This window comes from Cupriavidus sp. PB-02, from assembly GCF_058252315.1.
The window spans coordinates 1116997-1141177 of record NZ_JBXPSX010000003.1; the positions used below are offsets into that span (position 1 = coordinate 1116997).

Sequence of the window (24181 nt, forward strand, 5' to 3'; positions counted from 1 at the left end):
CTCTACTCACTCACGTTTGGAGAAATCGCGATGGCAAAGCTAGTGGTGCTATACAAGAAGCCTGCGGACACGGCAGCCTTCGATTCATATTACTTCTCGACCCATGTTCCGATCGCCAAGAAGATCCCCGGCCTGCGACGCTACGAGGTCAGCAGCGGTCCGGTTGCAAGCCCGGGCGGCGATTCGCCGTTTCACCTGGTTGCGGTGCTGAGCTTCGATTCGCCGGTGGCGCTCCAGCAGGCAATGGCTTCGCCCGAGGGTGCCGCAGCAGCAGCTGACGTGGCCAATTTTGCCCAAGCCGGCGTTGACATGCTCATATTCGACACGAAGGAAGTTTAGGCCGGCGGATCACGGCCCATTTTCTTTGAGAAGGGGATATGCCCGCTATCACAAGGGCCATGGCAGGCGCCCGGGAGTTGTCGCAACACCGATTACCCAACAGGGATACAGCCCGGGACTGTCAATCGACAGCTCCCGAACGCTGTGTCGAAAGACCAGCCGATGGTGACCCTTGCAGGCTAGCGGCGCACCGCAGGTGGCGCAAACACTGGTTTGGCACGCCCTCTTCCTCTTGCACGACGGGTGGGCGGACGCTTACGCTGTAGATTGCCATGGAGCTGGCGCTGCGCACCGGCCAATAGCAGGGTGCGGCGGTGCTGCGCCATTCTCCAAGTCGGCAAACGCTTCCGAACCGCCAAAGACAAAACCCCTCGCAGCATCAGCTGTCGAGGGGTTTTGCGGTATAAGAGCCTGGCGATGACCTACTTTCACACGGGTAATCCGCACTATCATCGGCGCGGAGTCGTTTCACGGACCTGTTCGGGATGGGAAGGGGTGGTTCCAACTCGCTATGGTCACCAGGCATAAGGGGTTGCAACGCTGGGGTTGAGGCCAACGCTGCGAATAGGGATGTAGTTGGGGTTGTGCGTCTTGTGTCAACTGTTTCGGCACAGTCGCGATCACACCCACCAGGTAAAACACACTGGTTATAGGATCAAGCCTTACGGGCAATTAGTACTGGTTAGCTTAACGCATTACTGCGCTTCCACACCCAGCCTATCAACGTCCTGGTCTCGAACGACCCTTCAAGGAGGTCAAGCCTCCAGGGAATCCTCATCTTCAGGCGAGTTTCCCGCTTAGATGCTTTCAGCGGTTATCTCTTCCGTACATAGCTACCCTGCGATGCCTCTGGCGAGACAACAGGTACACCAGCGGTACGTCCACTCCGGTCCTCTCGTACTAGGAGCAGCCCCCGTCAAGATTCCAACGCCCACGGCAGATAGGGACCAAACTGTCTCACGACGTTTTAAACCCAGCTCACGTACCTCTTTAAATGGCGAACAGCCATACCCTTGGGACCGGCTACAGCCCCAGGATGAGATGAGCCGACATCGAGGTGCCAAACACCGCCGTCGATATGAACTCTTGGGCGGTATCAGCCTGTTATCCCCAGAGTACCTTTTATCCGTTGAGCGATGGCCCTTCCATTCAGAACCACCGGATCACTATGTCCTGCTTTCGCACCTGCTCGACTTGTCGGTCTCGCAGTTAAGCACGCTTTTGCCATTGCACTTTAGGTACGATGTCCGACCGTACCAAGCGTACCTTCGAACTCCTCCGTTACACTTTGGGAGGAGACCGCCCCAGTCAAACTGCCTACCATGCACTGTCCCCGACCCGGATTCACGGGCCAAGGTTAGAACCTCAAACAAACCAGGGTGGTATTTCAAGGACGGCTCCACGTGAACTAGCGTCCACGCTTCAAAGCCTCCCACCTATCCTACACAGATCGGTTCAAAGTCCAATGCAAAGCTACAGTAAAGGTTCATGGGGTCTTTCCGTCTAGCCGCGGGGAGATTGCATCATCACAAACACTTCAACTTCGCTGAGTCTCGGGAGGAGACAGTGTGGCCATCGTTACGCCATTCGTGCAGGTCGGAACTTACCCGACAAGGAATTTCGCTACCTTAGGACCGTTATAGTTACGGCCGCCGTTTACCGGGACTTCAATCAAGAGCTTGCACCCCATCATTTAATCTTCCGGCACCGGGCAGGCGTCACACCCTATACGTCCACTTTCGTGTTTGCAGAGTGCTGTGTTTTTATTAAACAGTCGCAGCCACCATTTTATTGCAACCCCGTCACCCTTCTGGCGCAGGCCAGTCAAGCTACCAGGGCGTACCTTATCCCGAAGTTACGGTACCAATTTGCCGAGTTCCTTCTCCCGAGTTCTCTCAAGCGCCTTAGAATACTCATCTCGCCCACCTGTGTCGGTTTGCGGTACGGTCTCGTATGACTGAAGCTTAGAGGCTTTTCTTGGAACCACTTCCAATTGCTTCGCAGCACTAGGCCGCTCGCCCCGCATCCTTGAATTCCGCGCCCGGATTTGCCTGAGCGCCTTCTCCAATGCAGGGACCGGGACTTCCAACACCCGGACAACCTTCCGCGATCCGTCCCCCCATCGCATCATACGACGGTGCAGGAATATTAACCTGCTTCCCATCAGCTACGCATCTCTGCCTCGCCTTAGGGGCCGACTCACCCTACGCCGATGAACGTTGCGTAGGAAACCTTGGGCTTACGGCGAGGGGGCCTTTCACCCCCTTTATCGCTACTCATGTCAGCATTCGCACTTCTGATACCTCCAGCATCCTTTACAAGACACCTTCACAGGCTTACAGAACGCTCTCCTACCACGCACTTGCGTGCGTCCGCAGCTTCGGTGACTGGCTTAGCCCCGTTACATCTTCCGCGCAGGACGACTCGATCAGTGAGCTATTACGCTTTCTTTAAAGGGTGGCTGCTTCTAAGCCAACCTCCTGACTGTTTTAGCCTTCCCACTTCGTTTCCCACTTAGCCAATCTTGGGGACCTTAGCTGGCGGTCTGGGTTGTTTCCCTCTTGACACCGGACGTTAGCACCCGATGTCTGTCTCCCGTGATTGCACTCTTCGGTATTCGGAGTTTGCTATGGCGGGGTAATCAGCAATAGACCCCCCAACCATGACAGTGCTCTACCCCCGAAGGTGACACACGAGGCACTACCTAAATAGTTTTCGGAGAGAACCAGCTATTTCCAGATTTGTTTAGCCTTTCACCCCTATCCACAGCTCATCCCCTAACTTTTCAACGTTAGTGGGTTCGGTCCTCCAGTACGTGTTACCGCACCTTCAACCTGGCCATGGATAGATCATCTGGTTTCGGGTCTACACCCAGCGACTCAACGCCCTGTTCGGACTCGCTTTCGCTACGCCTTCCCTAATCGGTTAAGCTTGCCACTGAATGTAAGTCGCTGACCCATTATACAAAAGGTACGCCGTCACCCCCGAAAGGGCTCCGACTGTTTGTATGCATGCGGTTTCAGGATCTATTTCACTCCCCTCCCGGGGTTCTTTTCGCCTTTCCCTCACGGTACTGGTTCACTATCGGTCGATCACGAGTATTTAGCCTTGGAGGATGGTCCCCCCATCTTCAGACAGGATTTCACGTGTCCCGCCCTACTTGTCGTACACCTAGTTCCACAACGCTGTTTTCGCATACAGGGCTATCACCTGCTAGGGCCGGGCTTTCCATCCCGTTCTGCTAACAATGCTGCTAAAGAGTACAAGGCTGTTCCCATTTCGTTCGCCACTACTTTGGGAATCTCGGTTGATTTCTGTTCCTGCAGCTACTTAGATGTTTCAGTTCGCCGCGTTCGCTTCCCACACCTATGAATTCAGTGTGGGATGACCCATACGGGCCGGGTTTCCCCATTCGGACATCTCCGGATCAAAGCTTGTTTGCCAGCTCCCCGAAGCTTTTCGCAGGCTACCGCGTCCTTCATCGCCTGTGATCGCCAAGGCATCCACCACATGCACTTGTTCGCTTGACCCTATAACGAGTGTGTCTCGATCGCTCGAAGACCTCGCTACAGGATGAGTTCTCGCATTTGTGCCGTATTCCAAGTCATCTTTCGATCACTTAAATACATTTTGGTTGATACAATCACAACCCGGTATCGCGTTGGTACTGCAGCGTCTCATCAACGCTCGCGCGACACCTTTACTACATCCCATATTGTTAAAGAACAGCCGATCGTTAGATCGCTTGGCAATGCCAAATGGAAGCACTCGTTCGCCGAGTGCTTCCATTTGGCCAACCAGCCTGGCCTTAACCACAAACTACCGATAAGTGTGAACGCTCAACTTCGGATGCACGCTCTGAAAGGAGGTGATCCAGCCGCACCTTCCGATACGGCTACCTTGTTACGACTTCACCCCAGTCATGAACCCTGCCGTGGTAATCGCCCTCCTTGCGGTTAGGCTAACTACTTCTGGCAAAACCCACTCCCATGGTGTGACGGGCGGTGTGTACAAGACCCGGGAACGTATTCACCGCGGCATGCTGATCCGCGATTACTAGCGATTCCAGCTTCACGTAGTCGAGTTGCAGACTACGATCCGGACTACGATGCGTTTTCTGGGATTGGCTCCCCCTCGCGGGTTGGCAACCCTCTGTACGCACCATTGTATGACGTGTGAAGCCCTACCCATAAGGGCCATGAGGACTTGACGTCATCCCCACCTTCCTCCGGTTTGTCACCGGCAGTCTCTCTAGAGTGCTCTTGCGTAGCAACTAAAGACAAGGGTTGCGCTCGTTGCGGGACTTAACCCAACATCTCACGACACGAGCTGACGACAGCCATGCAGCACCTGTGTCCACTTTCCCTTTCGGGCACCTAATGCATCTCTGCTTCGTTAGTGGCATGTCAAGGGTAGGTAAGGTTTTTCGCGTTGCATCGAATTAATCCACATCATCCACCGCTTGTGCGGGTCCCCGTCAATTCCTTTGAGTTTTAATCTTGCGACCGTACTCCCCAGGCGGTCAACTTCACGCGTTAGCTACGTTACTGAAGAAATGAATCCCCAACAACTAGTTGACATCGTTTAGGGCGTGGACTACCAGGGTATCTAATCCTGTTTGCTCCCCACGCTTTCGTGCATGAGCGTCAGTGACGTCCCAGGGGGCTGCCTTCGCCATCGGTATTCCTCCACATCTCTACGCATTTCACTGCTACACGTGGAATTCTACCCCCCTCTGACATACTCTAGCCTTGCAGTCACAAGCGCCATTCCCAAGTTAAGCTCGGGGATTTCACGCCTGTCTTACAAAACCGCCTGCGCACGCTTTACGCCCAGTAATTCCGATTAACGCTCGCACCCTACGTATTACCGCGGCTGCTGGCACGTAGTTAGCCGGTGCTTATTCTTCCGGTACCGTCATCGACCCGGGGTATTCACCCAGGCCATTTCTTTCCGGACAAAAGTGCTTTACAACCCGAAGGCCTTCTTCACACACGCGGCATTGCTGGATCAGGGTTGCCCCCATTGTCCAAAATTCCCCACTGCTGCCTCCCGTAGGAGTCTGGGCCGTGTCTCAGTCCCAGTGTGGCTGATCGTCCTCTCAGACCAGCTACTGATCGTCGCCTTGGTAGGCTCTTACCCCACCAACTAGCTAATCAGACATCGGCCGCTCCTGTAGCGCGAGGCCTTGCGGTCCCCCGCTTTCACCCTCAGGTCGTATGCGGTATTAGCTAATCTTTCGACTAGTTATCCCCCACTACAGGGCACGTTCCGATGTATTACTCACCCGTTCGCCACTCGCCACCAGGCCGAAGCCCGTGCTGCCGTTCGACTTGCATGTGTAAGGCATGCCGCCAGCGTTCAATCTGAGCCAGGATCAAACTCTTCAGTTCAATCTCTGTGTGGACCCTCGCGGGCCCTCGCTCTTTCGAGCGGTCGCTCACTCTCAGAAAACTGACTGACCAGATCCGAAGATCCAGTCACGTTTTGCTGTGCGAGCACTTTATAACTTGCAAGCTAAAAGACCGAAGTCTTCCGCATCCGTTATCAAGCGCCCACACTTATCGGTGTTTGTTTGTTAAAGAGCCTGTCGCGATTCGCTTTGCTTGTCGCGTCGCTGCTTTGTCAGCAGCGAAGAAGAGAGATCTTAAAGAGTTTTCTGCGATAAAGCAACTGTTTTCGAGAAATTCCTTATTCTGGAAAGCACGCTCTCTCGAGTTAATCCTTGCAACTCCCTTGCAAGTCTTTTCCCACCTCCGTTGCGCGGTGCTTTGCGAACGGGGGGGGGGGCGAATAGTAATGCCTCCATGCCTGGCTTGCAAGCGTTTTTGAAAAGAATTTGAAAGAGCCTCTTTTGTCACTTTTGCATCGACCCACTACCTGGATGAGCACCGAGCTGGTCGCCGCCCGCGGGTTCCTTCAAGGCCGAGTCGGTCAGCAGCACGGCGCCGAACGCGGCGACCGGCGCGAGCAAGATCACGCTGAAGCTGCGGTAGGTGACGAACATCAAGAAGAAGGATGGACTTGGAAATGCCGGAGAGCTCGATCGTCTTGCCGAATACCCCACCCAGCAGGAAGACCGGAAAGTAAAGTTTGACGAAGCCGACCGTCTCGGCCGTAATCGCGCTGGGGGGGCGTGCGCGGGCAATGCTGTCAGTACAACACTCGTGCAGCAAGGCTCTTGCTGAGGTACTCGCCCAATGTCTTGCTGGCTGCGCTCGCAGACGATGGCACCTGCGTGTCGCGTCCCAACGCTATTGAAAATCGGACGCCGTGCAGCGAACAGCGTATGCTGATTGCTGAAAGGAGACCAACATGTCTCAGAATAACTCGATCTATAAGGGCTTCAAGGTGTCGGCAATTGTACGCCGCTCATCCGAAGATGCCCTCGACCCCGGCGCGGCACAGCCAACCTTCCTCGCAACAGCGACCGTTACTCAGGTCAGCGCGGGCAGTGGCTCACTAAGGCTGGTGCCGGCGCTTCTGCCGCATCATGCGCCCACACCCCACGCTGCCATCGACCTTGCACTATCGTCGGCCAGGGCAGTTATCGACAGCTTGTCCACGTCCGTCAGGCACAAATAGTCTGCACGAAAGCCAAGCTCAAAAAACGAGGTCAACACCGAGGCGCTGCGCCAGATCGGTTAGCTGTGAGCGATGGACGCTGAGAGCCGCTGCAAGCCTGACGACCGGCCTACTGCCGGCATCCGGTGGTTGCGGCGTTGATGAGCGAGGGCCACGAGTTCTACAACGACCTCGCCGCAGCACATGGCCTCGCGCCCTCCTGATGCCGGGAACAAGCTGTAAAGCTTGTCGGCGTGAATTTCGCAGCGTTTAGCGGCATGGGTGCTCGGCCGAGCCTGGCGGCCCGAGCCGTTCATGGGCCCGCATATAGCTCTTGGATTGCCCTTTACGCCAAATCCCCTTCAAGCACCTGGATGGTGGTCTCGCCGCCGTCCGCGGGCCGAGGACTGGCAAGTCGCAGCGCGAGCCGCACCCGTGCGCTTCGGCAACATGCGGCTAACGACTTTGCGCTGCTCCATTTCACGCCAGCAGAAAAGACTCTGTGCGGTCCCGCACATAACACCAGAGAGTGCGTGATGCGAAGCACTTAGGCTGAAAACGCGCGGCGCAATTGATCTTCCTCCCCGGAACGCCGCGCGTTTCACCCCGCCGGCACAAGAAGGCCGACGGGGTGTTTTTCTCCTTGCGGCTCCCGCGACTAATACAAGAACTTGCAGAGTGCCCGGCCCAACCGGTAGACCATATATAAAGTAGCAGATTGATCGGGTAGAGGTCCTGGCGGCCCCTTCTGTGTTGCATTTTTCCCGGCCAACGCCGTGCTGCTGGGTCCATTTACACAACCGCTAGGAGTGAGCACGCCGAGCCTCGGCGCTGCCCGCACATCGTACTCCTGACAGAGCAAACACCGGCTTGCCCCCGACACAATGGACAACAATATGCGTAACTTGAAAGGCTTCTACATTCTGCTGTTCACGGTCTCGGTTGCGTTCGTCTGGATCCTGCTTCCTTTCTTCAGTGCGATTTTTTGGGGTACGATTCTTGCGGTCATCTTCCAGCCGCTGCAGCGCAAGTTGACGGTCAGGTTCGGCAACCGGCCGAATCTTGCGGCGCTGACGACCCTCTTGTTCTGCGTTCTGATGGTCATTCTTCCGGTAGGTTTGATGGCTGCCGCGCTCGCACAGGAAGCTGCGTTCGCCTACAACCAGATCAAGACCGGCCAATGGGATTTCGCTCTGTATTTCCGGACGGCTGTGCGGGCTCTCCCACACTCGGTGCAGAACTGGCTCGACCAGGTCGGGTTAGCAGACGTGGCGGGATTGCAGGCGAAACTAACCGAAGGCGCAGCCCGAATCAGCCAGTTCATGGCGACACAGGCGGTTACGATTGGCCAGAACACGCTTCAGTTTGCCATCGGCTTCGGCATCATGCTGTATCTGGTCTTTTTTCTGCTGCGCGACGGCACCATACTCTCTCGCCGCATTCGCGTGGCGGTACCACTTGATGATGCGCACGCTCGCAGGTTGCTCAGCCGGTTCACCACCGTGATCCGCGCCACGGTCAAAGGTAACGTCGCGGTGGCCGCCGCCCAAGGGTTCCTCGGTGGCGTGGCGTTCATGATGCTAGGAATCAATGGGGTTTTGCTTTGGGGCACGCTGATGGCGTTCCTCTCGCTTTTGCCCGCCATCGGTGCTGCGCTCGTGTGGGGGCCAGTCGCCGTCTATTTTCTGCTGGCAGGCCCCTTCTGGAAGGGGATTGTGCTGCTTATCTTCGGCACCTTGGTAATCGGCGTAGTGGATAACGTAGTGCGCCCGATCCTCGTTGGCAAGGACACGAAGTTACCAGACTGGGTCGTGCTGATTTCGACGGTGGGCGGAATGTCCGTCTTTGGCATCAATGGCTTTGTGATTGGCCCCCTCATCGCTGCCCTATTCATATCCTGCTGGGATATTGCAGTGCTTGAGGACCGGGACGACACAACGACTACAGAACGTCCAGCGCCGATAACCGACGAAGTAAGCCGCGTCCCCGGCCAACATCGATCGGATCTGTGAGTGTGCTTTTACCTCGCGCACGCCGCCGTCAGTCCTTCCGTTGAAATTCGGTGTTGTTGACGCCGTGCGTTACCGCCAAAAGGGTTGAAGGCGCGGCGCGACACATCGCCGCGCCCGCCTCGCAAATCGCGTCAGCCGCAAGCCGCCGGCGCCAACGCCTGGTACGCCGCCTCACGTGCCGCGTGGAATTCCTGCCGCGTGCGCGCCACCAACTCACCCACCGATTCGATCTGGCCGACGCCGGACACTGAGTGCCCCGCGCTCCAGATATCGCGCCAGCGCTTGATGTCCGCCGCGCCCCGGCTGCCGTACAGCGCATTGACGCGCTCCTCGGTCATGTCAGTCGGCAGGTTAGCCGGGTCGAGCCCGCTGGCCACAAGCGAGGGGCGCAACGTGTTGGTCTCCAGTCCTGTAAAAGCGCGCGACAGCAGCACATCGTCCAGTTCGCTGCCGATCAGCATGTCCTTGTAGCCGTCGACGACCATGCTTTCGCGCGTGGCGATGAACTTGGTGCCCATGTACGCCAGGTCGCAGCCCAGCACCTGCGCTGATAACAGGCCGACGCCGCCAGGCGCCGGGCGATCGACTGCGGCAGGCGTTGGCCGTAGGCAGTAGTAGCGTTCATATCGATGCGGACGGAAGCGAAGAAAGGGAATGCTGGATCAGGCGACATTGCGGCCCTGGTCGCTCCAGTGGCGGGCGCGCAGGGCTTTCTTGTCGAGCTTGCCCAGCGCGGTCAGCGGCAGGGCATTGACGATCTCCACGCGCTTGGGCGTGTTGACGCTGCCCTTGAGCGCTTTGACGTGGTGGATCAGTTCCTCCGGCGTGGCTGACTTGCCCGCGCGCAACACCACGAAGGCGGTCACCGCCTCGCCCCACTTGGGATCGGGCACGCCGATCACGGCGCCCATGCTGACGGCCGGATGCGTGGCCAGCGCATCCTCGACTTCACGCGGATACACGTTGAAGCCGCCGCTGACGATCATGTCCTTCTTGCTGTCGACGATATACAGCCGCCCGCACGCATCGGCGACGGCAATGTTGCCGGTATGGAGCCAGCCGCCGGCAAAGGCCTGCTCAGTCAGTTCCGGCTGGCGCCAGTAGCCGCTCATCGCGGCGGGGCTGCGCACGCAGATCTCGCCGGGCTGGCCGGGCGCCACTTCGCGGTTGTTCTCGTCGAGCAGGCGGACCTCGCTGCCGGCCAGCGGGAAGCCGCAGGCATCCATCAGCGCAGGCTGCGAAAGGTCATGGTCTACCTTGCGCAGCGCGGTGATCAGCGAGCATTCGGACTGGCCATATAGCTGGCAGAACACCGGTCCCACGTGCTCGATACCTTCGATCAGGCGCTGGCGCGACATTGGCGCGCCAGCGTACAGCAGCGTTTCCAGCGAAGACAGGTCAAAGGCATCCAAGCGAGGATGGTCCAGCAGCCCAGAGACCATGGTCGGCACCATCATCGTCGCGTTGATGCGTTCGCGTGCGATGGTGGCGGCCATCTCCTCCGGATGAAGCGCGCCATCAGGTGGACTGTGCCGCCGCGCAGCAGTGTCGGTACGAAATTGGTGCCGGTGACGTGGCTGATCGGCGCTACCGCGAGAAAGCGCGGCGTCAGCGGCATGTCGAAATGACTGAGCATCTGCAGCGCGACATGGCCGTTGGCGCAATATCCGCGCCGATGTCTGTATTAAGTGGTGCTTACTTCACCATACCCTGCATTGGCAGACCTTACCGGGACGGTTGAGGCGGCCGGCAGCAAGAGCGGGCTCATTTTTTTGGGATCCGCCGCGCCCCGTCGTAGGTGGCGGGCAGATTGCGCGCCCAGGTGCCTTGGCGGATACTGAACATGGGCAACTCATCGTGGTTACCCGATTTCTTCTTGGACGTTCAAAGGCTCTCTTCCACCGGTTTGAGAGCCTTTTTTTGCGCCACCGTATCGAGACAACGTTGACCGTCCGCGTGGCGGTCGCCCCGCGATCAGCAATTTCAGTCGACGCCACGCATGCCTCATGTGGGCTCGTGAAAATTACCGCGCCTGCACCTCGATCGGGTCGCCGGCGTCCTCGAAAGACGCTGGGCGACCGGTTATTCCTGCGGAATGAGGAAGCGCTCGGGCCGCTTGCCCAGCCAAGCCGGCGCGCGGCCGCGTCCCGACCACGTTTTTCCGGTCTTGGGATCCAGATACTTTGGTGGCAGCGGCTCCTTTTCCACGGGGGCGGATGCGGCACCGGCGGGGCGGCCCCGACGGCGGCGCGGCGCGATGTCTTCCGGAGACAGACCATACTGAGTCATCAGGCCGCGAATCTGCTCGATGACGCTCGCGACTTCGTTCGCGCGGGCCTCTTCGATCTGTACTTCCAACGCTTGCTTCCGCGCCATCAGTTCTTGATACGTCGCCATCGTTGCCTCCAATTTTCCAGTCACCTTTGACTTATACGCATTCTAAAGTCGGCCCGCAAGGTATTCGTTCTCCACTCCTCAGAGAGAAGCTAATAATTCTTTCAGGCCAACGAATGCCTGAATTAACGAATGACTGGCTATAGGCGGCAAGTGGGGCGCCAAGAAAAGAGATCCTCACCCATGAATGACCATCGTCCGCCCCTAAATCCTGGCACGCAGAAACGGGCACGCTTGGCAGCATGAAGCTCCGCTGTAAGATGCCATGGCGCGCGACGAGCGGCATGACACGTGGGTGCCAGAAGCAGTCAGCGGCAAGCAGTAGACAAACGTAAAATCAAGAGAGGCTAACGTTGCCGTCCGGCGACGAACGCGACATGAAGGACAGAGTTTTGTAAGCCTGGCGGGAATGGTGGGCCTCCCGTGAGTCGAACACGGCACCAACGGAGTAGTCCGCTGCTCTAACCAGGCATGAGCTAGAGGCCCGATAAGCTGGAAGGGGAAAAGCCGTCAGCGCCAAGCCTCTGGGACCCTGGCCTTCCCGGTCTATCCGTTTTGGGCACCAGCGGTGCACTATTGCCATCATTCGGCCGGCTGGCGAAGACAATCCACGCCAGCCGAGGCAAGGATTACGCCGACGCTTCAGCTGTCGCTACAGTCGGCGCTGCTTTCTTTGCCGAAACACGTTTCTTCGGCACGGATTTCACTGCGGCCGTCTTCGGGGCAGCTTTCGCCGCCGCCTTACTAATGGGCGCGGTCTTCTTCGTCGGCGATTTCGTGGTAGCCGCTTTGTTGCCCGTTGCCTTCCTGGTACCTGCAGCCTTGGCCTTCTTCGCTGCGAGCTTGTCCTTCGCGGCTTGCTTTTCAAAGCGGACCGCGAACTTTGCGGCTTCCACCGCCTGCGCAACCTCGCGCTTTGCCGCCTCGATGGCCTTCTTCGTGTCGGCGCGCAGCTTCAGCAAGCGCTTCTTCGCTGCCTGAGCCTCACGTGCGAGTACGCTCGCCTTCTTTGTTGGCACGGCCACCTTCTTTGCGGCAGGCTTCCTCTTGGTAACTGCACTTACCTGAGTCGTTGTTTTAGTTGCTGCGACCATGTCGATTACCCGTTAGTTGTAAAGCGCGGAGTATAACCGCACCAGTGCCTACCTAATAGAGGTCAGTCTCTCTCTCCATCGTCTTGCGACGCATCGCTGGCGAGCCAAGCGCGATCACTCGAATCTGCCATGCGACAACCGAACAGCCCGCAATGGCTTGACAACTTGAAGCAGCAACATCGCAACGTCCGCGACCTGCAATACAGAAACAGATGCTAACCGGGGAGGATTTAAGCCGTTGCGGCAGGAGCGGTCTCTCGACAATATTCCGTCAGGCCGAGCAGAGATCCGGAGGGGCGAAACGTGGGTGGCGCGCGGGACAACTGCGTTCTGACGAATCGCGGTAAGACCCGTTATCGCGCTCCGTGCGTCCGCAGCGGAGGCCTCCGCGCCGATTGGCGCCGCCCTGCCTGCTTGCTACGAAATCAGCAGGCCCACGGCGGCTCGCGGCACCCCGGTCTACTCAACCCGCAGCGTCCCCTTCATCGTTGGATGCAGGGTACACACATAGGGAAAGACCCCGGCCTTGGTGGCCCGATATTTCCATGACTTCCCGGTCGCGATTGTCTTTGAGTCGAAGTCACCGGCTTGTGCCGTCACAGTGTGTGGGAAGGGGTCCTTGTTGATCCACACGACCGTATCGCCCGCCTTGACGGTCAGTTCCTGCGGATCAAACCGTATGCTGTCCATCGTTACCGTATGGGACGCCGGCCCGGCGTTTGCGCTCCCCACCTGGCCGGCGAACAGCAATCCCATCGTCAAAAGCAACGTAGCCGATCGATTACGCATGGTCGGTAGGCACAGTTACTTCTGGGCAAGGGCTGTCTGGATCTGCTTGGCATGCTCCAGGTGTGCGACGAAGGCCGGCCGCACCTTGACCAGCAGTGCCTTCAGCTCTTCGTTCTTGGCGCTGGGAATCAACGTTTTATCCATGGCATCGAGTACGGCCTGGTGATACTTGACCTCGTTGTCGATGTAGGCGCTATCGAACTCCGCTCCCTTGAGGCCTTTCAGTTTCTGGACATTTTTCTCACCGCCCGATTTGAGGCTTTGACTGGTCGGGTTGTCCTCGGGCGTCACTTTCAGTTTCTTGACAAGGGCGCTGGCCGATTTGTTGACACCGGTATGGTCTGTAACCATCTGTTTGCCGAATGCCTTGACGTCCTTGTTGGAGCCCTTGGATTGGGCGAGCTTGCCTGCATCGATATCGACCTGATTCGCAGTTACCACAATGGAGGCAATCTGGGCGTCGTTGGGGGCGGCGTCTTGGGCCACTGCTACCTGCCCCGCGAAGAGGAAAGCGCTGGATAGTAGGAGGTTCGCGATTTTCATGATTTTCCTTTTCGTCAAATATGTGGACAGACCACCGTGAAACTTCTCGCGGTGAATGGTCGTCAATGCGGACGGAGCAGTCCGCGCACGCGAAGGGCGGTGAGCACGTGATTGACCACCGCGTCGCAGCGTGGGCCCGCAAAGCTGAATGTGCTTTTTAGATAAGGCTTTACCTCTTCAGCCAAGGATTCGCGCAGCATTGTGCGGGCCCGGAGGAAGCGCGTCTTGACCACGTCACCGCCTACGCCAAGGCAATAAGCCGTTTCCTCTACGCTCATGTCTTCGACGGCCCGAAGAATGAAAACGCACCGGTAGATAGCCGGCAACTTTTCGACCGCAGCCTGCAAGAGCTCCCGCACCTGACCGCGTTCGGCCATGGCTTCAGGTGATTCGTCTTCAGAAGTGCGGAAGGACATCACGTTCTCCTGCGAAGGTTCGCCGGGAAGGTCTTCTTCCTCAGCCCGGACTTGCAACTGGACGAGCCGGCCTCGCTTGCGCTGCGCTGTCAGGGCGACATTGATGGCAATGCGCGCCAGCCAGGTGCTCAGCGCCGCCTCGCAGCGAAACGAATCCAGGCTGGTAAAGGCGCGCAAGTAGGTTTCCTGCACCACATCCTGGGCTTCGGCATCGTCCGGGACCAAGCCCCGCGCAGTCCGGAACAACAGGCGGTTGTTACGCCGCATGATGACCTCGAAAGCGGACGCGGCGCCGGCACGGGCGCTGGCGACCAGGTCAGCATCCGTGTGGGTATCGACGGCAGACGGCATGGGCGGTCTGGCATTCCGGTTTGTGTCCATATTGGAGATGTCGCTCCCGTTCCTGATCATTAGACGCGCGCATCTGCGAAAAGGTGACAGAGGACTGGGGCACGGACGGTAGCCGGCTGCGATCCCGGGCCTCGGGTCGAACCACACGTCAGCAATCATAGGCGAACGCACCCGTCACATCCAATCGCAATGTGGCTCGGGCCTCGTGTCACCTTTGCGCGTCCGCCAGCGTCTAAAGACATATGCAACGGATACTTTCGAGCGACTGCCGTCGGAGACATGTCGGTTGCCTCCATGTCAATTGCCCCATCTCATCCTGACAAGGACGTCGATCATGAAGAAGCAACCCTCCGCGCTGATACCTGAAACGCAAATGCAGCCTGTGCCGCTGCGGCATCCGGCGATGGAGGGGATGCCTCGACGCGGTCTGGTGAATGCAATAACAACGGCGATCGTGGTGGCGGCAGTCACGGCATGCGGCGGCGGCTCTGGAGGCGGAGGAGCTGACGCAGCCGGCACGGCAGCGGCCCAGAATGCCCTCGTCGAGCAGGGCAAGCAGATCTTCCGCTTCGATACCTTCGGGGACGAAGTGCAGTGGACCGATAACCTGAAGATGCACGAGGTTATCGCCAGCGCGGTGGATCCCGTGACCGCAATGTCAGTCGGGCTTAAGGTGGACGCCGAGGCCTTGCCCGAGGCGGTCGTGAATGGAATCCGCAATGGCACGATCGACCTCAATAGTCCGGCCACGACGGTGGCGCTGCTGAAACTGAACGCGGTCGTCGGCATCAAGGGGACCGTCGAGACGGTCAATGGGGTGGACAAGCTCACTCGGGTCGGCATTACCTGCGCGCTATGCCATTCGACGGTGGACAACTCGTTCGCGCCGGGCATCGGCAAGCGACTGGACGGATGGCCCAATCGCGATCTGAATCCCGGCGCCATCATCGCGCTGTCGCCCGCCGTTGACGACGCCATGAAGACGGTCCTCAATGCCTGGGGCGCAGGCAAGTTCGACCCCCGGAACAATGTCGACGGCCTCAGCAAGCCGGTCGTGATACCTCCCGCCTTCGGGCTGGACGGCATTCATCGCATTACCTATACCGGCGATGGCGAAGACCTCATGTACTGGAACCGTTATGTCGCCGTGGCCGAAATGGGCGGCCTTGGCTCCGTATCCGAGCCACGGCTGAATCTTTCCATCACGCATGGATCGGAAGATCTCCTTACTAAACATGACGACATAAGTATTGCAGCATGTATGATTGCGTGGTTACTCTAATGGAGAGGCAGCCATGCGCAGACTCGAGATTGCAGACGCACAGATAATGCAGTTGGCGATTCGACAGGAGATCGAGCGAAGCGAGGAGTCGCGGTATGACCACCGCCTGCACGGGGTGCTACTGGTCAGCAGCGGTTACTCGTGCACTGAAGTGGGCCAGATGTTCGGTCAAGCAGCCACGACAGTTCAGCGATGGGTCCGACGTTTCGAGCGGGGCGGTTTCGACGGATTGCGGGAAGGTGAACGGCCCGGTCGCCCGCGTGCGTTGAATGACTCGCAATGGCGTCGCATCGAGGCGGATCTGCGCAAGACACCACGCGACTTCGGATTTGAAGCGGGCCTGTGGGATGGGCCCGTTCTATCGGAGCACTTGCGTCAGCGCTATGGCATCAAGCTGGGCGTGCGGCAGTGCCAGAGGCTGTTTCGCCAGATGGGTTTCCGGCTGCGCAAGCCGCGCCCGCAGGTTGCCCAGTCTGATCCCGTTCGCGTGGCGACGGTAAAAAAAACTGCGGCGACTGGCAAAGCGCGACGACATTGAGTTATGGAGCCTGGACGAATGCCATTTCCAGCAACACGGATCGCGCTGTCGCATGTGGGTGGCCCCGGAGATCCGCGATCCGGTGTTGATGCATGCGCCGACGCGAAAGTCGGTGGCATGTTTTGGCGCCGTCAGTCTGAGCACGGGTCGCTTCGTCTGGCAGGTATGCCCTGTCTTCAACGCAGAAACGTTTGCATCCTTTCTTCGCCAACTACTGCGCCATCGACGTCGCGGCAAGCGCATCGTCGTGGTCCTGGACAACGCAAAGTACCACCATGCCGTCCTGCTCAAACCGTTGCTGCACAAATACAAGCGGCACATGACGTTGTTGTTCCTGCCACCATACAGCCCGCAACTGGCGCCTATCGAACGGGTATGGAAACTGACACGCCGCCTGGGGTTACATAACCGGTACTTCGCCACCCTCGTAGAAGTTCTCTCGGCAGTCGACGCCTGCTTCCAGCAATGGAAGAGACCAAACGAGGTACTACGACGGCTATGCTGCATTATTTAAGACGCTGTGTTTAGTAAGCTTCCGGCCCTGCAAGCGTACCAGCTATCCCTGGGCGCTCCACCGGCGCCGGCAGGCAGTTTCGACTCCGCGGCGGCATTGCGAGGTAAGATTGTTTTCGAAGGGGCGGGCCGATGCGCCACGTGCCATAGTGGCCCGGCATTTACAGATGCCAACTCGGTCCTGCATCCGCCTGCCGACTCTATGGCCGAGCCGGAAACCCCAAGCTACGCCTCACGCTCCGCGACCAAGCAATACCGGACCACGCCACTAAAGGGCGTGTGGCAACACGCCCCCTATTTTCATGATGGGTCTGCGGCGACTTTGTCGGATGTCGTGAAGACCTACAACACGAAGCAGGGACTGGGGCTGAGCAGCCAGGATATTGCCGACCTGGCCGAGTATCTGAAGTCGCTGTGAGCGTTGCTACGAGCCGGGGTCGCACGGCGCGGCCGGGTCAGGCACCGGTGAGGCCTCGTTCACATCTCGGGGGGGCGCAAACTCGACTCGCTGACCGACCGAGGCTTGCGTTCAGGTTTCGCCCCACTGCCTCAGCAGGTTGTGGTGGCAGCGAATCAACGTCAGCCGCGCCCGGTCGTCCGCACCTGTTTGGTTCAGGTTCTAAATGGCATTGTCCACGTCGAACAGCAGGGCCCGCTGGGCGTGAGCGCGAACCGCCAACGCGCGCCATAAGCGTTGGTTGTAACGGCGCTTGAGAGCGAGGCGGCGTCGACGAATCAGACAGGCGCGGTCTCGCGGCTGGCCGTCGCGCGATGCTGCATACGCGGCCGCTCCATGCAACGATGTGCGGCCGCGACGAGAACGAAAGCCATCGCAATCAACGCGGCCGCGATGAGACTCAGATACTGCCCGCCTGTCGACCGGAGCACTACACCGCCAAGCACGCCCGAGCAGGCAAGTCCGATGTAGGGCCGTATTGTTCAGGGCGAGCAGCAGCGGCGCCACATGCGGCGACAGTTGCACGAGTCGGTGCTGTTGCGGAACGATGAGCCCCCATCCGCATATCCCCCAGATGGCCAGCGCGATGACAGCGCTGGACGCATGCGCATCGGTCCACGGCAGCGCACAGAAATTGATGATGGCGACCCATTGCATCGCATTGATAATGTTGCGGCTCTCGAACCGGTCCACGAGGCGGCCGGACAGCAGGTTCCCGACCGTCGCGGCGACGCCCCACAACAGGAACATCCCCGCGAGAATGCGTTCGTCGCCGCGCGTCACGGGCTCCAGCACCACGCCCGCATACGTGTAGACCATCAGGAACCCGCCGAACGCGAATAACGAAGTTAGCAAGGTAAGCGCGATCCGCATGTCTCGCTGGACGTGATTGCGCACGAAGTGGGTTTTTCTGACCGGGAGCGAATGAGGCGCGCATTCGTGCGTACCATTGGGCAGCCCCCCTCAGGCTGTCCGTCGCTTGAGCAGGTACACTCGTGGACCGGTTCTGCGCGCCGACCAAGGAAGTGCGCATTGAGCGCACGGGCGCGCGAATCGCTGCTGTCAACCCTGCGACGCGGACCAAGGTTCATATGAAGCCACCGACGCACGAGGCCAAATCTCTGATTCATCTGCTCAATCTGCAAGGGCTCTGTCGCCAGCGCGCCGGCTCGCGTCCGCTACCGAGGCCCATGAATCCAAAGTTCCGCCTGCTCATGTCTCACTCTCCAGAAATTGGTTGTCATTGCGGGACTCAGCCAGAAGCCGGCACGACCAGGGCGTGAGCGGTCCGCTGGCCATACTGCTATCCAGTGTTCAGCACCGGGCCTCGATGATTGATTGGTAGATGCCGACCGCTTGGTCGATGCGAGCGGTATGACAGTACTCGTCGGTTTGATGCGCCATTGCCGGCTCGCCTGGCCCAAGAATTACGGTCGGAGGGTCACCTGTAAGTGGACGTAGCGTGCTGCCATCTGTGAAGAAAGGAACGGTACGCGGGAATAGCGGTGCATCGTGATACTGCGCGCAGATGCCGAACACTGCAGCAATGGCCGGATCCCCGGCTTCAGAATGCAGGGGTGGCACGTCGACAAGCGGATCAACCGCTATGCCGTTACCCAACAGGCTTCTGAGTTTTCTGCACAGGCAATCGTGCTCCATACCGGGTACAGTCCGCAGGTCGACGGTGAACGTCGCCCGGTCCGGAACGGAGTTGATGTTAAGGCCGGCGTGGAACGTACCAACGTTCAGCGTTGCCCGGCCCATGAGCGGATGATGGTCTTCCAACCGCATCTCGCGCAATGTCTCGATGGCTCGCGTGGCCTTGTAGATCGCATTTTCGCCCTTTTCTGGCATCGAACCGTGTGCGGTCTTTCCGAGCGCAACGCCCTCAAGCCAAAGGGCGCCTTTGTGTCCGATGCACGGGTAGTTGGCCGTAGGCTCGCCAACGATGAGGAGAGAGAGCGGCTGCCCAGCCTTTCCATTGGCGGCGAGCGCACGCGCACCATCACATCCAGTTTCTTCCCCGCCGGTCAGTAGCAGGCGCACACCGTTACCTTCGCGAAGCGCTTCGCGCGCCTGCCAGCACGCAACGACGAACGCGGCAATGCCGGCCTTCATGTCGCTGCTGCCGCGGCCGAACAGCTTGCCATCAATGATCTCGGCGCTAAAGGGGTCGCGCGCCCACCGCGCCGCACCGAGGGGCACGGTGTCGAGGTGCCCGGTGAACCCGAGCGGCTTGCCGTCGCCTTTGCCGTGCAGCGCTGCTACCAGGTTGAATCGTTGCGGACCGAAGACATCCAGTTCCACACTAAAGCCGGCGTCGGCCAGCAACCCTGCAAGATAGCGTGCGCAGCGCTCTTCGTCGCCAGGCGGATTGACTGACGGAATCCTAACCAGTTCCTGGGTAAGGCTGACAGCATCGATCATGCCCCCTCCTCCAGTAAGGCCACACCATCAACCTGCACACGCTGGCCGTCAAGCAGGAAGCCGGCGACCTGGACGATGCTGACTACGGTACGGCCCGGCGCAAGGAATTGCTTGAGCATCTGCTGGACCGCGTCGGCAGATTCGCCCGGCAACAGGAACACGTTGAGCTTGACAAGATCCGTAACGGAACCACCTGCCGCTCGCAGCACTGCCGCGACCTGTGACAGCGCCCCCTCGAGCTGCGTCCCCAGATCAATGGCATCCGGATTTGCCTGAGCGCCAACGTGCAACTCGCCACCGCTGAGCCATCCGGGTGAGGAGGTCCGGGTAGTCGTCTGCGGCGAAGATTCGATCTCTGGCCAGATCGGCAGACCGATGTCCTTGGACGCAACCGCGTCAATCTCAAGCAGCAGACCTTCGTATAACAGGTCGACACCGATGATCGTGATAGCGGGCTTATGTGCCGGGAGGCGACGCACGACTTCCGCAAGTATCTGCTCGCCGAGCTGCCGGGATGCCTCGGGGTCAGTCCCATGCTTGTACGCTATTTTCAATGCGCACACATTGGACCAGTTCGTCTGCGCGTCGCGCAAAACATGCTCGATGTATTCGAGCGTGTTCTTCGTTTGCTCGACCACACTGCCCGGGGCGATCGTACGGCCCTGCCGGTCCGCCGATATCTGACCGCCGACGTACACCTTTTCGCCCACGCGCCAGCCCTGTGAGAACGGCGTCGGAATACTCCAGTCCCACGCATGCTCAGGCATGATGCGCTCCTTGTCGCTGCTGAGTTCTGCAATGCCGTCGACTGCGATCAGTGCTTGTTCTCGCCCTACCCCTTGGACACGCAGCGCAGTAGCCGCCGGCCCGGGATTGACGAGATGCCGCAGGCGCACTGCCGTCATACGCTCCCAATACTCAGTAATGGCTGCCCCATCTCCCTCAAACAAGTAGTACGTATGGAGCTTGGTAAGGTCCGCCATGCTGCCGCCCGCCTCTTCGAGGCGCGCAACAAGACTGCGGAAGACCTGGTCGGTCTGTTCGGCAATGTCGATCTCGCCGCTTGCGGAGACGGGCAGTTGCATACCTACATAGACCGTATGACCGACGCGGCGCAGCGAGGGAATGTACTCGTTTGGTGTGGTGGATTCCATCATTTCTCCAGTCGGCCGGTCTAAAGGTCGAGGACAATGCGCTCGCGCTGGCCGCGGGACACGCAAGTCATCATGCATTTGTTGCTTTGGCGTTCTGCCTCACTGAGGAGCACGTCGCGATGCTCAATGCATCCTGACAGCACGCGAACTTCGCAGGTGCCACATACCCCCTCCTCACAACTGCTCGGGATGTCGATGCCATGGGCGCGTAGCACCTCCAGCGCCGTCTCCTCCGCGGATACGGGAAACACCTTCCCGTTCGACGCGAGTTGGATCTCAAATGGTTCATTGGGCGTGCCAGCGCCTTGCGGCGCGGCGAACCATTCGAAATGCACACGCGACGCGATGGTCTCAGGCGTCGCGGCTTCTACGGCATGCATCAGTCCGGCCGGACCACAGCAATACAGATGTACGTTCGCCCGCGATGCCGCCATCTTGCTGACGACCTCCTGTACCGGAAAGGTGGGTGTCTCGCTGAAGTACTCGGTGACGCTGTCCGGATGGCGCTCCATCAGTTCTGCATGGTACGCAGCATGCCTTTCCGATCGCGCACAGTAGTGCAGTTCCCAGGACTTTCCGGCCAGCTCTAAGCTCGAGATCATCGCGAGGATGGGCGTGATGCCGATGCCGCCCGCCACGAATATCGTGTGCGCCGCATCATCGGCAAGCGGGAAATGATTGCGTGGTGCGGAAATGCCCAACGCACTGCCCACCTCGACATTGCCGTGCAAGCTAGCGGAACCGCCACGACCGCCCCGCTCATGCTTGACTGCGATCTTGTACCGCTCGGTATTGCCTGGCAATCCGCACAGGGAATACTGTCTCACGAGACCAGACGGCGTATGCACATCGATGTGCGCGCCGGCGGCAAACGGCGGCAGGGGCCGACCGTCCGCAGCACATAGGTCGAACTGCACAATGTCGGTCGCGACCTCGTGCTTCGCCGCGACCTTGACCAGGCGAAGCTCGTCGGTAGCCTGACTCATGATATTGACTCCTATCAGTAGCTGCGCGACACATCGACCAGGTTGGTCAGCGGCTCGCCATTGAAGTGGCGCCGAATATTGCTGAAGAACAGATCCAGCGTATGGGGAATGTAGTGCTCGATGTCATCGGACAGCACATGGGGAGTGATCACCAGGTTGGGCGTTTCCCAGTAACGCCAATCGGCGGGCGGCGGCTCTGGATAGGTTACGTCAATCATGGCGCCACTAAGCTTTCCGGCCCGTAGCGCCACATCCAGCGCAGCCGGGTCAATCAGGCCCCCGCGAGACATGTTGATCAGGCCAGCGCCGGTACGCATGCGTTCGATTTCGTCGGCACCGATCAGGAAACGCGTTTCATCCGTAAGAGCCGTGTTCAGGAGCACGAAGTCGGCCTGCGGCAGAAGTGTATGGAGCTCCTCCGGCTTATGCATGCTGTCGACATGAGGGTGGGCCGCACCGCTGCGGCGGATGCCGATGACATGCATACCGAACTGCCTGGCGAGCTCTGCGATGCCCCCACCAATTGAGCCCACGCCCACGATCAGCACCGTCTTGCCATTCAGGGCGGACGTGAACTGACGGTCCCAGGCATGCCGACGGTGGTTCCACATGAGCGCCGGCATCCGCGCATTGACCATCAGGAGCGCCATCAGGCCGGACTGCGCGGCTTTGGGAAGGTGAGCACCACTGTTAGTCAGCACTTGAATGCCCATCGGCACCCAGTCCAGTGGCAGCAGGTAGTCCACGCCAGCGCCCAGGATCTGCAGCAGTTTCAATCGCCTGGCGTCGCTGCCCAGCGATTTGTACGGAAACCGATAAGTGATCATCGCATCGGCGGTCTGCATCGCAGCCTGATAGATGTCCTGATCACTGCCCCACGTCGTGCGGATGCGCTTCGCGACGTCCGGATGACGCGACAGTGCCGCCTCGTATTGGTCGGGTCGCACGGTGAACACCGGCATCATCGTGCGCGAGTTCTCGATGTGGACGTGAAGCGGATCCGCCTCCGAATATTGGCGGCTCATTGCGGTGGACAACATAGATATTTCTCCGAGAGTTGGGCGAGATGCGTTGCTCAAGCAGCCTTCAATGCAGGACCTTCACGGTTCTGGCGCGAGGATTCGGAGTCGGGCCCAACGACGCGATCGAGAACGTGGTTGGCAATGCGGTGCACGATGTATTCTTCGAGCGAGAAGCGGCCAGGTTCGTAGGCGCCGGTACGCATTGCCTTCTGCACGTTAGGATTGATGCTCAGGTCCTCGATGACGACCTGTGAGTATTTCTCGTAGTACGCCGGCCCGACGATCTCGTCGAAATCGGCGCGCTCCACGGTACTGCGGGGGAATGTCCAGTTTTCGTACAGCCGGAGTTTCTCCGGACCCTCGGGGAAGTACTGTCGGAACTTCATGTAGGACGAAGTCACGATGATCTGCAGAGTCGGCTGCACCCAGATGTGAAAGAGGCAGTTCGCCTTGTCCGCATCAATCCCCGGGACCTCAGGCAGCCCGGAGTAAGCAACGATGCTTCGCCTGCTGTACATCGCTTCCCACGGACCTTGGGTCTTCTCGAACTGCCAGTTCTGCGGATTCTTGGGATCGACGTGCTTCCGGTGAATGGTCGGGACGTGGTAGTTCTCGAAGGCGTTTTCGAGCCACACCTTCCAGTTGCAGTCGACGACATACTCGTCGCGGTGCGTCCATTGCATTTCATCGAGCTTGTGGCTGGCCATGTATGCCGGCAAATCACCCAGCCAGGTCATCAGCGGCTCGGCGTCCGCATTGAACGTAATGAAGATGAAGCCGGCCCAGATGCCGCTGCGGATCGACCGCAGACCGTGCTCCGATGCCTTGAAGCCGGCGACGCCAGCCATCGGCGGCGGAGTACCTGGCGTGCCAAGCAGTTTGCCGCTCGGAGCGTAGGTCCAGCTGTGGTACGGACACGTGAAGGCGCGACACTTGCCTGCGCTCTCGGTGATGATGGCGCCCCGGTGCCGGCACAGTGCCGAATGGACACGGACTTCGTTGTTTTCGTCGCGCACGACGATCAGCGGATGATCCAGGACTTCAATGGAGAAGTAGCTGCCCGGCTCGGCCACCTGCTCCACACGACCTACGCAAAGCCAATCCTTGCGGAACATCGTGTCAACTTCCCGCTGATACCACTCGGGCGACGTATAGCACCAGCCCGGCAGGGGCGAACCTTCATGCAGCGGCAGGCGGGTGGCGGCGTAATGTTCGGGCGAAAAAATGTCGAGAGTCATCTGTCATCCTCGGTTTTTGAGCTGCGCTCTGAGTAGCTTGTTTGAGCTTTTTGCACCATCTG

General features: G+C 59.1%; 21 protein-coding genes, 1 tRNA gene, 3 rRNA genes and 1 pseudogene. 7 read left to right on the forward strand and 19 right to left on the reverse strand.

Features of this window, described 5'->3' with window-relative positions:
- Positions 1 to 30: 30 nt before the first annotated feature.
- Positions 31 to 339 carry an EthD family reductase gene (locus tag AC10V3_RS39760; RefSeq protein ID WP_022540092.1) on the forward strand — a complete coding sequence of 103 codons (309 nt, stop codon included), beginning with the start codon at positions 31 to 33 and terminating at the stop codon, positions 337 to 339.
- Positions 340 to 748: 409 nt separating this feature from the next.
- Here AC10V3_RS39760 and rrf read toward each other — a convergent pair.
- The 4 genes from rrf to AC10V3_RS39780 all read right to left on the reverse strand — a co-directional run bounded on the left by rrf (position 749) and on the right by AC10V3_RS39780 (position 6349).
- Positions 749 to 862: ribosomal RNA gene (gene rrf, locus AC10V3_RS39765) — 5S ribosomal RNA — on the reverse strand.
- Positions 863 to 990: 128 nt separating this feature from the next.
- Positions 991 to 3869 (reverse strand): 23S ribosomal RNA (locus tag AC10V3_RS39770).
- A 331-nt stretch (positions 3870 to 4200) separates the two neighbouring features.
- Positions 4201 to 5732: ribosomal RNA gene (locus AC10V3_RS39775) — 16S ribosomal RNA — on the reverse strand.
- The 16S, 23S and 5S rRNA genes sit together here, the layout of an rRNA operon.
- Before the next feature lie 464 nt (positions 5733 to 6196).
- Positions 6197 to 6349, reverse strand: coding sequence for a hypothetical protein (locus tag AC10V3_RS39780; protein ID WP_490924690.1), 153 nt, complete (start codon positions 6347 to 6349; stop codon positions 6197 to 6199).
- 305 nt (positions 6350 to 6654) lie between these two features.
- Between AC10V3_RS39780 and AC10V3_RS39785 the strand changes: the two genes are divergently transcribed.
- Both AC10V3_RS39785 and AC10V3_RS39790 read left to right on the forward strand, forming a co-directional pair.
- On the forward strand, positions 6655 to 6924 hold the full coding sequence (locus tag AC10V3_RS39785) for a hypothetical protein (protein WP_022540090.1): 270 nt from the start codon (positions 6655 to 6657) through the stop codon (positions 6922 to 6924).
- An 863-nt stretch (positions 6925 to 7787) separates the two neighbouring features.
- Positions 7788 to 8915, forward strand: a complete 1128-nt coding sequence (locus AC10V3_RS39790) for an AI-2E family transporter (RefSeq protein WP_022540089.1) — start codon at positions 7788 to 7790, stop codon at positions 8913 to 8915.
- A gap of 131 nt (positions 8916 to 9046) precedes the next feature.
- On the opposite strand, the gene AC10V3_RS39795 is transcribed toward AC10V3_RS39790, so the two are convergent.
- The 8 genes from AC10V3_RS39795 to AC10V3_RS39830 form a co-directional block, all read right to left on the reverse strand.
- Positions 9047 to 9457, reverse strand: coding sequence for an NAD(P)H-dependent flavin oxidoreductase (locus AC10V3_RS39795; protein ID WP_022540088.1), 411 nt, complete (start codon positions 9455 to 9457; stop codon positions 9047 to 9049).
- Between the two features lie 120 nt (positions 9458 to 9577).
- On the reverse strand, positions 9578 to 10411 hold the full coding sequence (locus tag AC10V3_RS39800) for an AMP-binding protein (protein WP_022540087.1): 834 nt from the start codon (positions 10409 to 10411) through the stop codon (positions 9578 to 9580).
- A 586-nt stretch (positions 10412 to 10997) separates the two neighbouring features.
- Positions 10998 to 11312: an H-NS histone family protein gene (locus AC10V3_RS39805; protein WP_022540086.1), complete on the reverse strand. Its 315-nt coding sequence runs from the start codon at positions 11310 to 11312 to the stop codon at positions 10998 to 11000.
- Positions 11313 to 11719: 407 nt separating this feature from the next.
- A tRNA-OTHER gene (locus AC10V3_RS39810) sits at positions 11720 to 11795 on the reverse strand.
- A gap of 143 nt (positions 11796 to 11938) precedes the next feature.
- Positions 11939 to 12403 carry a fumarate hydratase gene (locus tag AC10V3_RS39815; protein ID WP_490924388.1) on the reverse strand — a complete coding sequence of 155 codons (465 nt, stop codon included), beginning with the start codon at positions 12401 to 12403 and terminating at the stop codon, positions 11939 to 11941.
- A gap of 459 nt (positions 12404 to 12862) precedes the next feature.
- Complete coding sequence (locus tag AC10V3_RS39820) at positions 12863 to 13192, reverse strand: cupredoxin domain-containing protein (RefSeq protein WP_041682286.1); 330 nt, start codon at positions 13190 to 13192, stop codon at positions 12863 to 12865.
- A gap of 15 nt (positions 13193 to 13207) precedes the next feature.
- Positions 13208 to 13735, reverse strand: a complete 528-nt coding sequence (locus AC10V3_RS39825; RefSeq protein ID WP_022540084.1) for a DUF4142 domain-containing protein — start codon at positions 13733 to 13735, stop codon at positions 13208 to 13210.
- Positions 13736 to 13797: 62 nt separating this feature from the next.
- The gene (locus AC10V3_RS39830; protein WP_041682365.1) at positions 13798 to 14502 is read right to left on the reverse strand and encodes an RNA polymerase sigma factor; all 705 of its coding nucleotides are present in this window, start codon (positions 14500 to 14502) and stop codon (positions 13798 to 13800) included.
- Between the two features lie 334 nt (positions 14503 to 14836).
- Here AC10V3_RS39830 and AC10V3_RS39835 point away from each other — a divergent pair, with 334 nt between their 5' ends.
- The 4 genes from AC10V3_RS39835 to AC10V3_RS39850 are packed head-to-tail and all read left to right on the forward strand — an operon-like array spanning position 14837 to position 17253.
- Positions 14837 to 15784: a hypothetical protein gene (locus tag AC10V3_RS39835; RefSeq protein WP_490924389.1), complete on the forward strand. Its 948-nt coding sequence runs from the start codon at positions 14837 to 14839 to the stop codon at positions 15782 to 15784.
- A gap of 13 nt (positions 15785 to 15797) precedes the next feature.
- On the forward strand, positions 15798 to 16322 hold the full coding sequence (locus AC10V3_RS39840) for an IS630 family transposase (RefSeq protein ID WP_490924390.1): 525 nt from the start codon (positions 15798 to 15800) through the stop codon (positions 16320 to 16322).
- Positions 16323 to 16332: 10 nt separating this feature from the next.
- Positions 16333 to 16836 carry an IS630 family transposase gene (locus AC10V3_RS39845; protein WP_490924655.1) on the forward strand — a complete coding sequence of 168 codons (504 nt, stop codon included), beginning with the start codon at positions 16333 to 16335 and terminating at the stop codon, positions 16834 to 16836.
- A gap of 6 nt (positions 16837 to 16842) precedes the next feature.
- A complete protein-coding gene (locus tag AC10V3_RS39850; protein WP_490924391.1) occupies positions 16843 to 17253 on the forward strand; it encodes a c-type cytochrome in 411 nt (136 codons plus the stop codon).
- A gap of 111 nt (positions 17254 to 17364) precedes the next feature.
- On the opposite strand, the gene AC10V3_RS39855 is transcribed toward AC10V3_RS39850, so the two are convergent.
- From AC10V3_RS39855 to AC10V3_RS39885, 7 genes and pseudogenes are all read right to left on the reverse strand, one after another.
- Positions 17365 to 17451, reverse strand: a complete 87-nt coding sequence (locus tag AC10V3_RS39855) for a hypothetical protein (protein WP_374063827.1) — start codon at positions 17449 to 17451, stop codon at positions 17365 to 17367.
- 119 nt (positions 17452 to 17570) lie between these two features.
- A pseudogene (locus AC10V3_RS39860) lies at positions 17571 to 18171 on the reverse strand (MFS transporter); the annotation flags it as partial.
- Between the two features lie 435 nt (positions 18172 to 18606).
- Positions 18607 to 19719, reverse strand: a complete 1113-nt coding sequence (locus AC10V3_RS39865) for a M20 family metallopeptidase (RefSeq protein WP_022540080.1) — start codon at positions 19717 to 19719, stop codon at positions 18607 to 18609.
- A complete protein-coding gene (locus AC10V3_RS39870; protein WP_022540079.1) occupies positions 19716 to 20876 on the reverse strand; it encodes a RidA family protein in 1161 nt (386 codons plus the stop codon). The genes AC10V3_RS39865 and AC10V3_RS39870 overlap by 4 nt, the downstream gene beginning before the upstream one ends.
- A gap of 17 nt (positions 20877 to 20893) precedes the next feature.
- Positions 20894 to 21859 carry a PDR/VanB family oxidoreductase gene (locus AC10V3_RS39875; protein WP_022540078.1) on the reverse strand — a complete coding sequence of 322 codons (966 nt, stop codon included), beginning with the start codon at positions 21857 to 21859 and terminating at the stop codon, positions 20894 to 20896.
- 14 nt (positions 21860 to 21873) lie between these two features.
- Positions 21874 to 22899: an NAD(P)-dependent oxidoreductase gene (locus AC10V3_RS39880; protein ID WP_490924392.1), complete on the reverse strand. Its 1026-nt coding sequence runs from the start codon at positions 22897 to 22899 to the stop codon at positions 21874 to 21876.
- A 35-nt stretch (positions 22900 to 22934) separates the two neighbouring features.
- Complete coding sequence (locus tag AC10V3_RS39885; RefSeq protein ID WP_022540076.1) at positions 22935 to 24119, reverse strand: aromatic ring-hydroxylating oxygenase subunit alpha; 1185 nt, start codon at positions 24117 to 24119, stop codon at positions 22935 to 22937.
- Between the last annotated feature and the right edge of the window lie 62 nt (positions 24120 to 24181).

Bases quoted from the DNA above. Each gene is read 5' to 3' on its own strand.
- AC10V3_RS39875 (WP_022540078.1), bottom strand. From the start codon at position 21,859: ATGAGTCAGGCTACCGACGAGCTTCGCCTGGTCAAGGTCGCGGCGAAG.
- AC10V3_RS39880 (WP_490924392.1), bottom strand. From the start codon at position 22,899: ATGTTGTCCACCGCAATGAGCCGCCAATATTCGGAGGCGGATCCGCTT.
- AC10V3_RS39820 (WP_041682286.1), bottom strand. From the start codon at position 13,192: ATGCGTAATCGATCGGCTACGTTGCTTTTGACGATGGGATTGCTGTTC.
- AC10V3_RS39835 (WP_490924389.1), top strand. From the start codon at position 14,837: ATGAAGAAGCAACCCTCCGCGCTGATACCTGAAACGCAAATGCAGCCT.
- AC10V3_RS39785 (WP_022540090.1), top strand. From the start codon at position 6,655: ATGTCTCAGAATAACTCGATCTATAAGGGCTTCAAGGTGTCGGCAATT.
- AC10V3_RS39840 (WP_490924390.1), top strand. From the start codon at position 15,798: ATGCGCAGACTCGAGATTGCAGACGCACAGATAATGCAGTTGGCGATT.
- AC10V3_RS39800 (WP_022540087.1), bottom strand. From the start codon at position 10,411: ATGGCCGCCACCATCGCACGCGAACGCATCAACGCGACGATGATGGTG.
- AC10V3_RS39790 (WP_022540089.1), top strand. From the start codon at position 7,788: ATGGACAACAATATGCGTAACTTGAAAGGCTTCTACATTCTGCTGTTC.
- AC10V3_RS39870 (WP_022540079.1), bottom strand. From the start codon at position 20,876: ATGATGGAATCCACCACACCAAACGAGTACATTCCCTCGCTGCGCCGC.
- AC10V3_RS39885 (WP_022540076.1), bottom strand. From the start codon at position 24,119: ATGACTCTCGACATTTTTTCGCCCGAACATTACGCCGCCACCCGCCTG.
- AC10V3_RS39830 (WP_041682365.1), bottom strand. From the start codon at position 14,502: ATGCCGTCTGCCGTCGATACCCACACGGATGCTGACCTGGTCGCCAGC.
- AC10V3_RS39815 (WP_490924388.1), bottom strand. From the start codon at position 12,403: ATGGTCGCAGCAACTAAAACAACGACTCAGGTAAGTGCAGTTACCAAG.
- AC10V3_RS39825 (WP_022540084.1), bottom strand. From the start codon at position 13,735: ATGAAAATCGCGAACCTCCTACTATCCAGCGCTTTCCTCTTCGCGGGG.
- AC10V3_RS39865 (WP_022540080.1), bottom strand. From the start codon at position 19,719: ATGATCGATGCTGTCAGCCTTACCCAGGAACTGGTTAGGATTCCGTCA.
- AC10V3_RS39760 (WP_022540092.1), top strand. From the start codon at position 31: ATGGCAAAGCTAGTGGTGCTATACAAGAAGCCTGCGGACACGGCAGCC.
- AC10V3_RS39805 (WP_022540086.1), bottom strand. From the start codon at position 11,312: ATGGCGACGTATCAAGAACTGATGGCGCGGAAGCAAGCGTTGGAAGTA.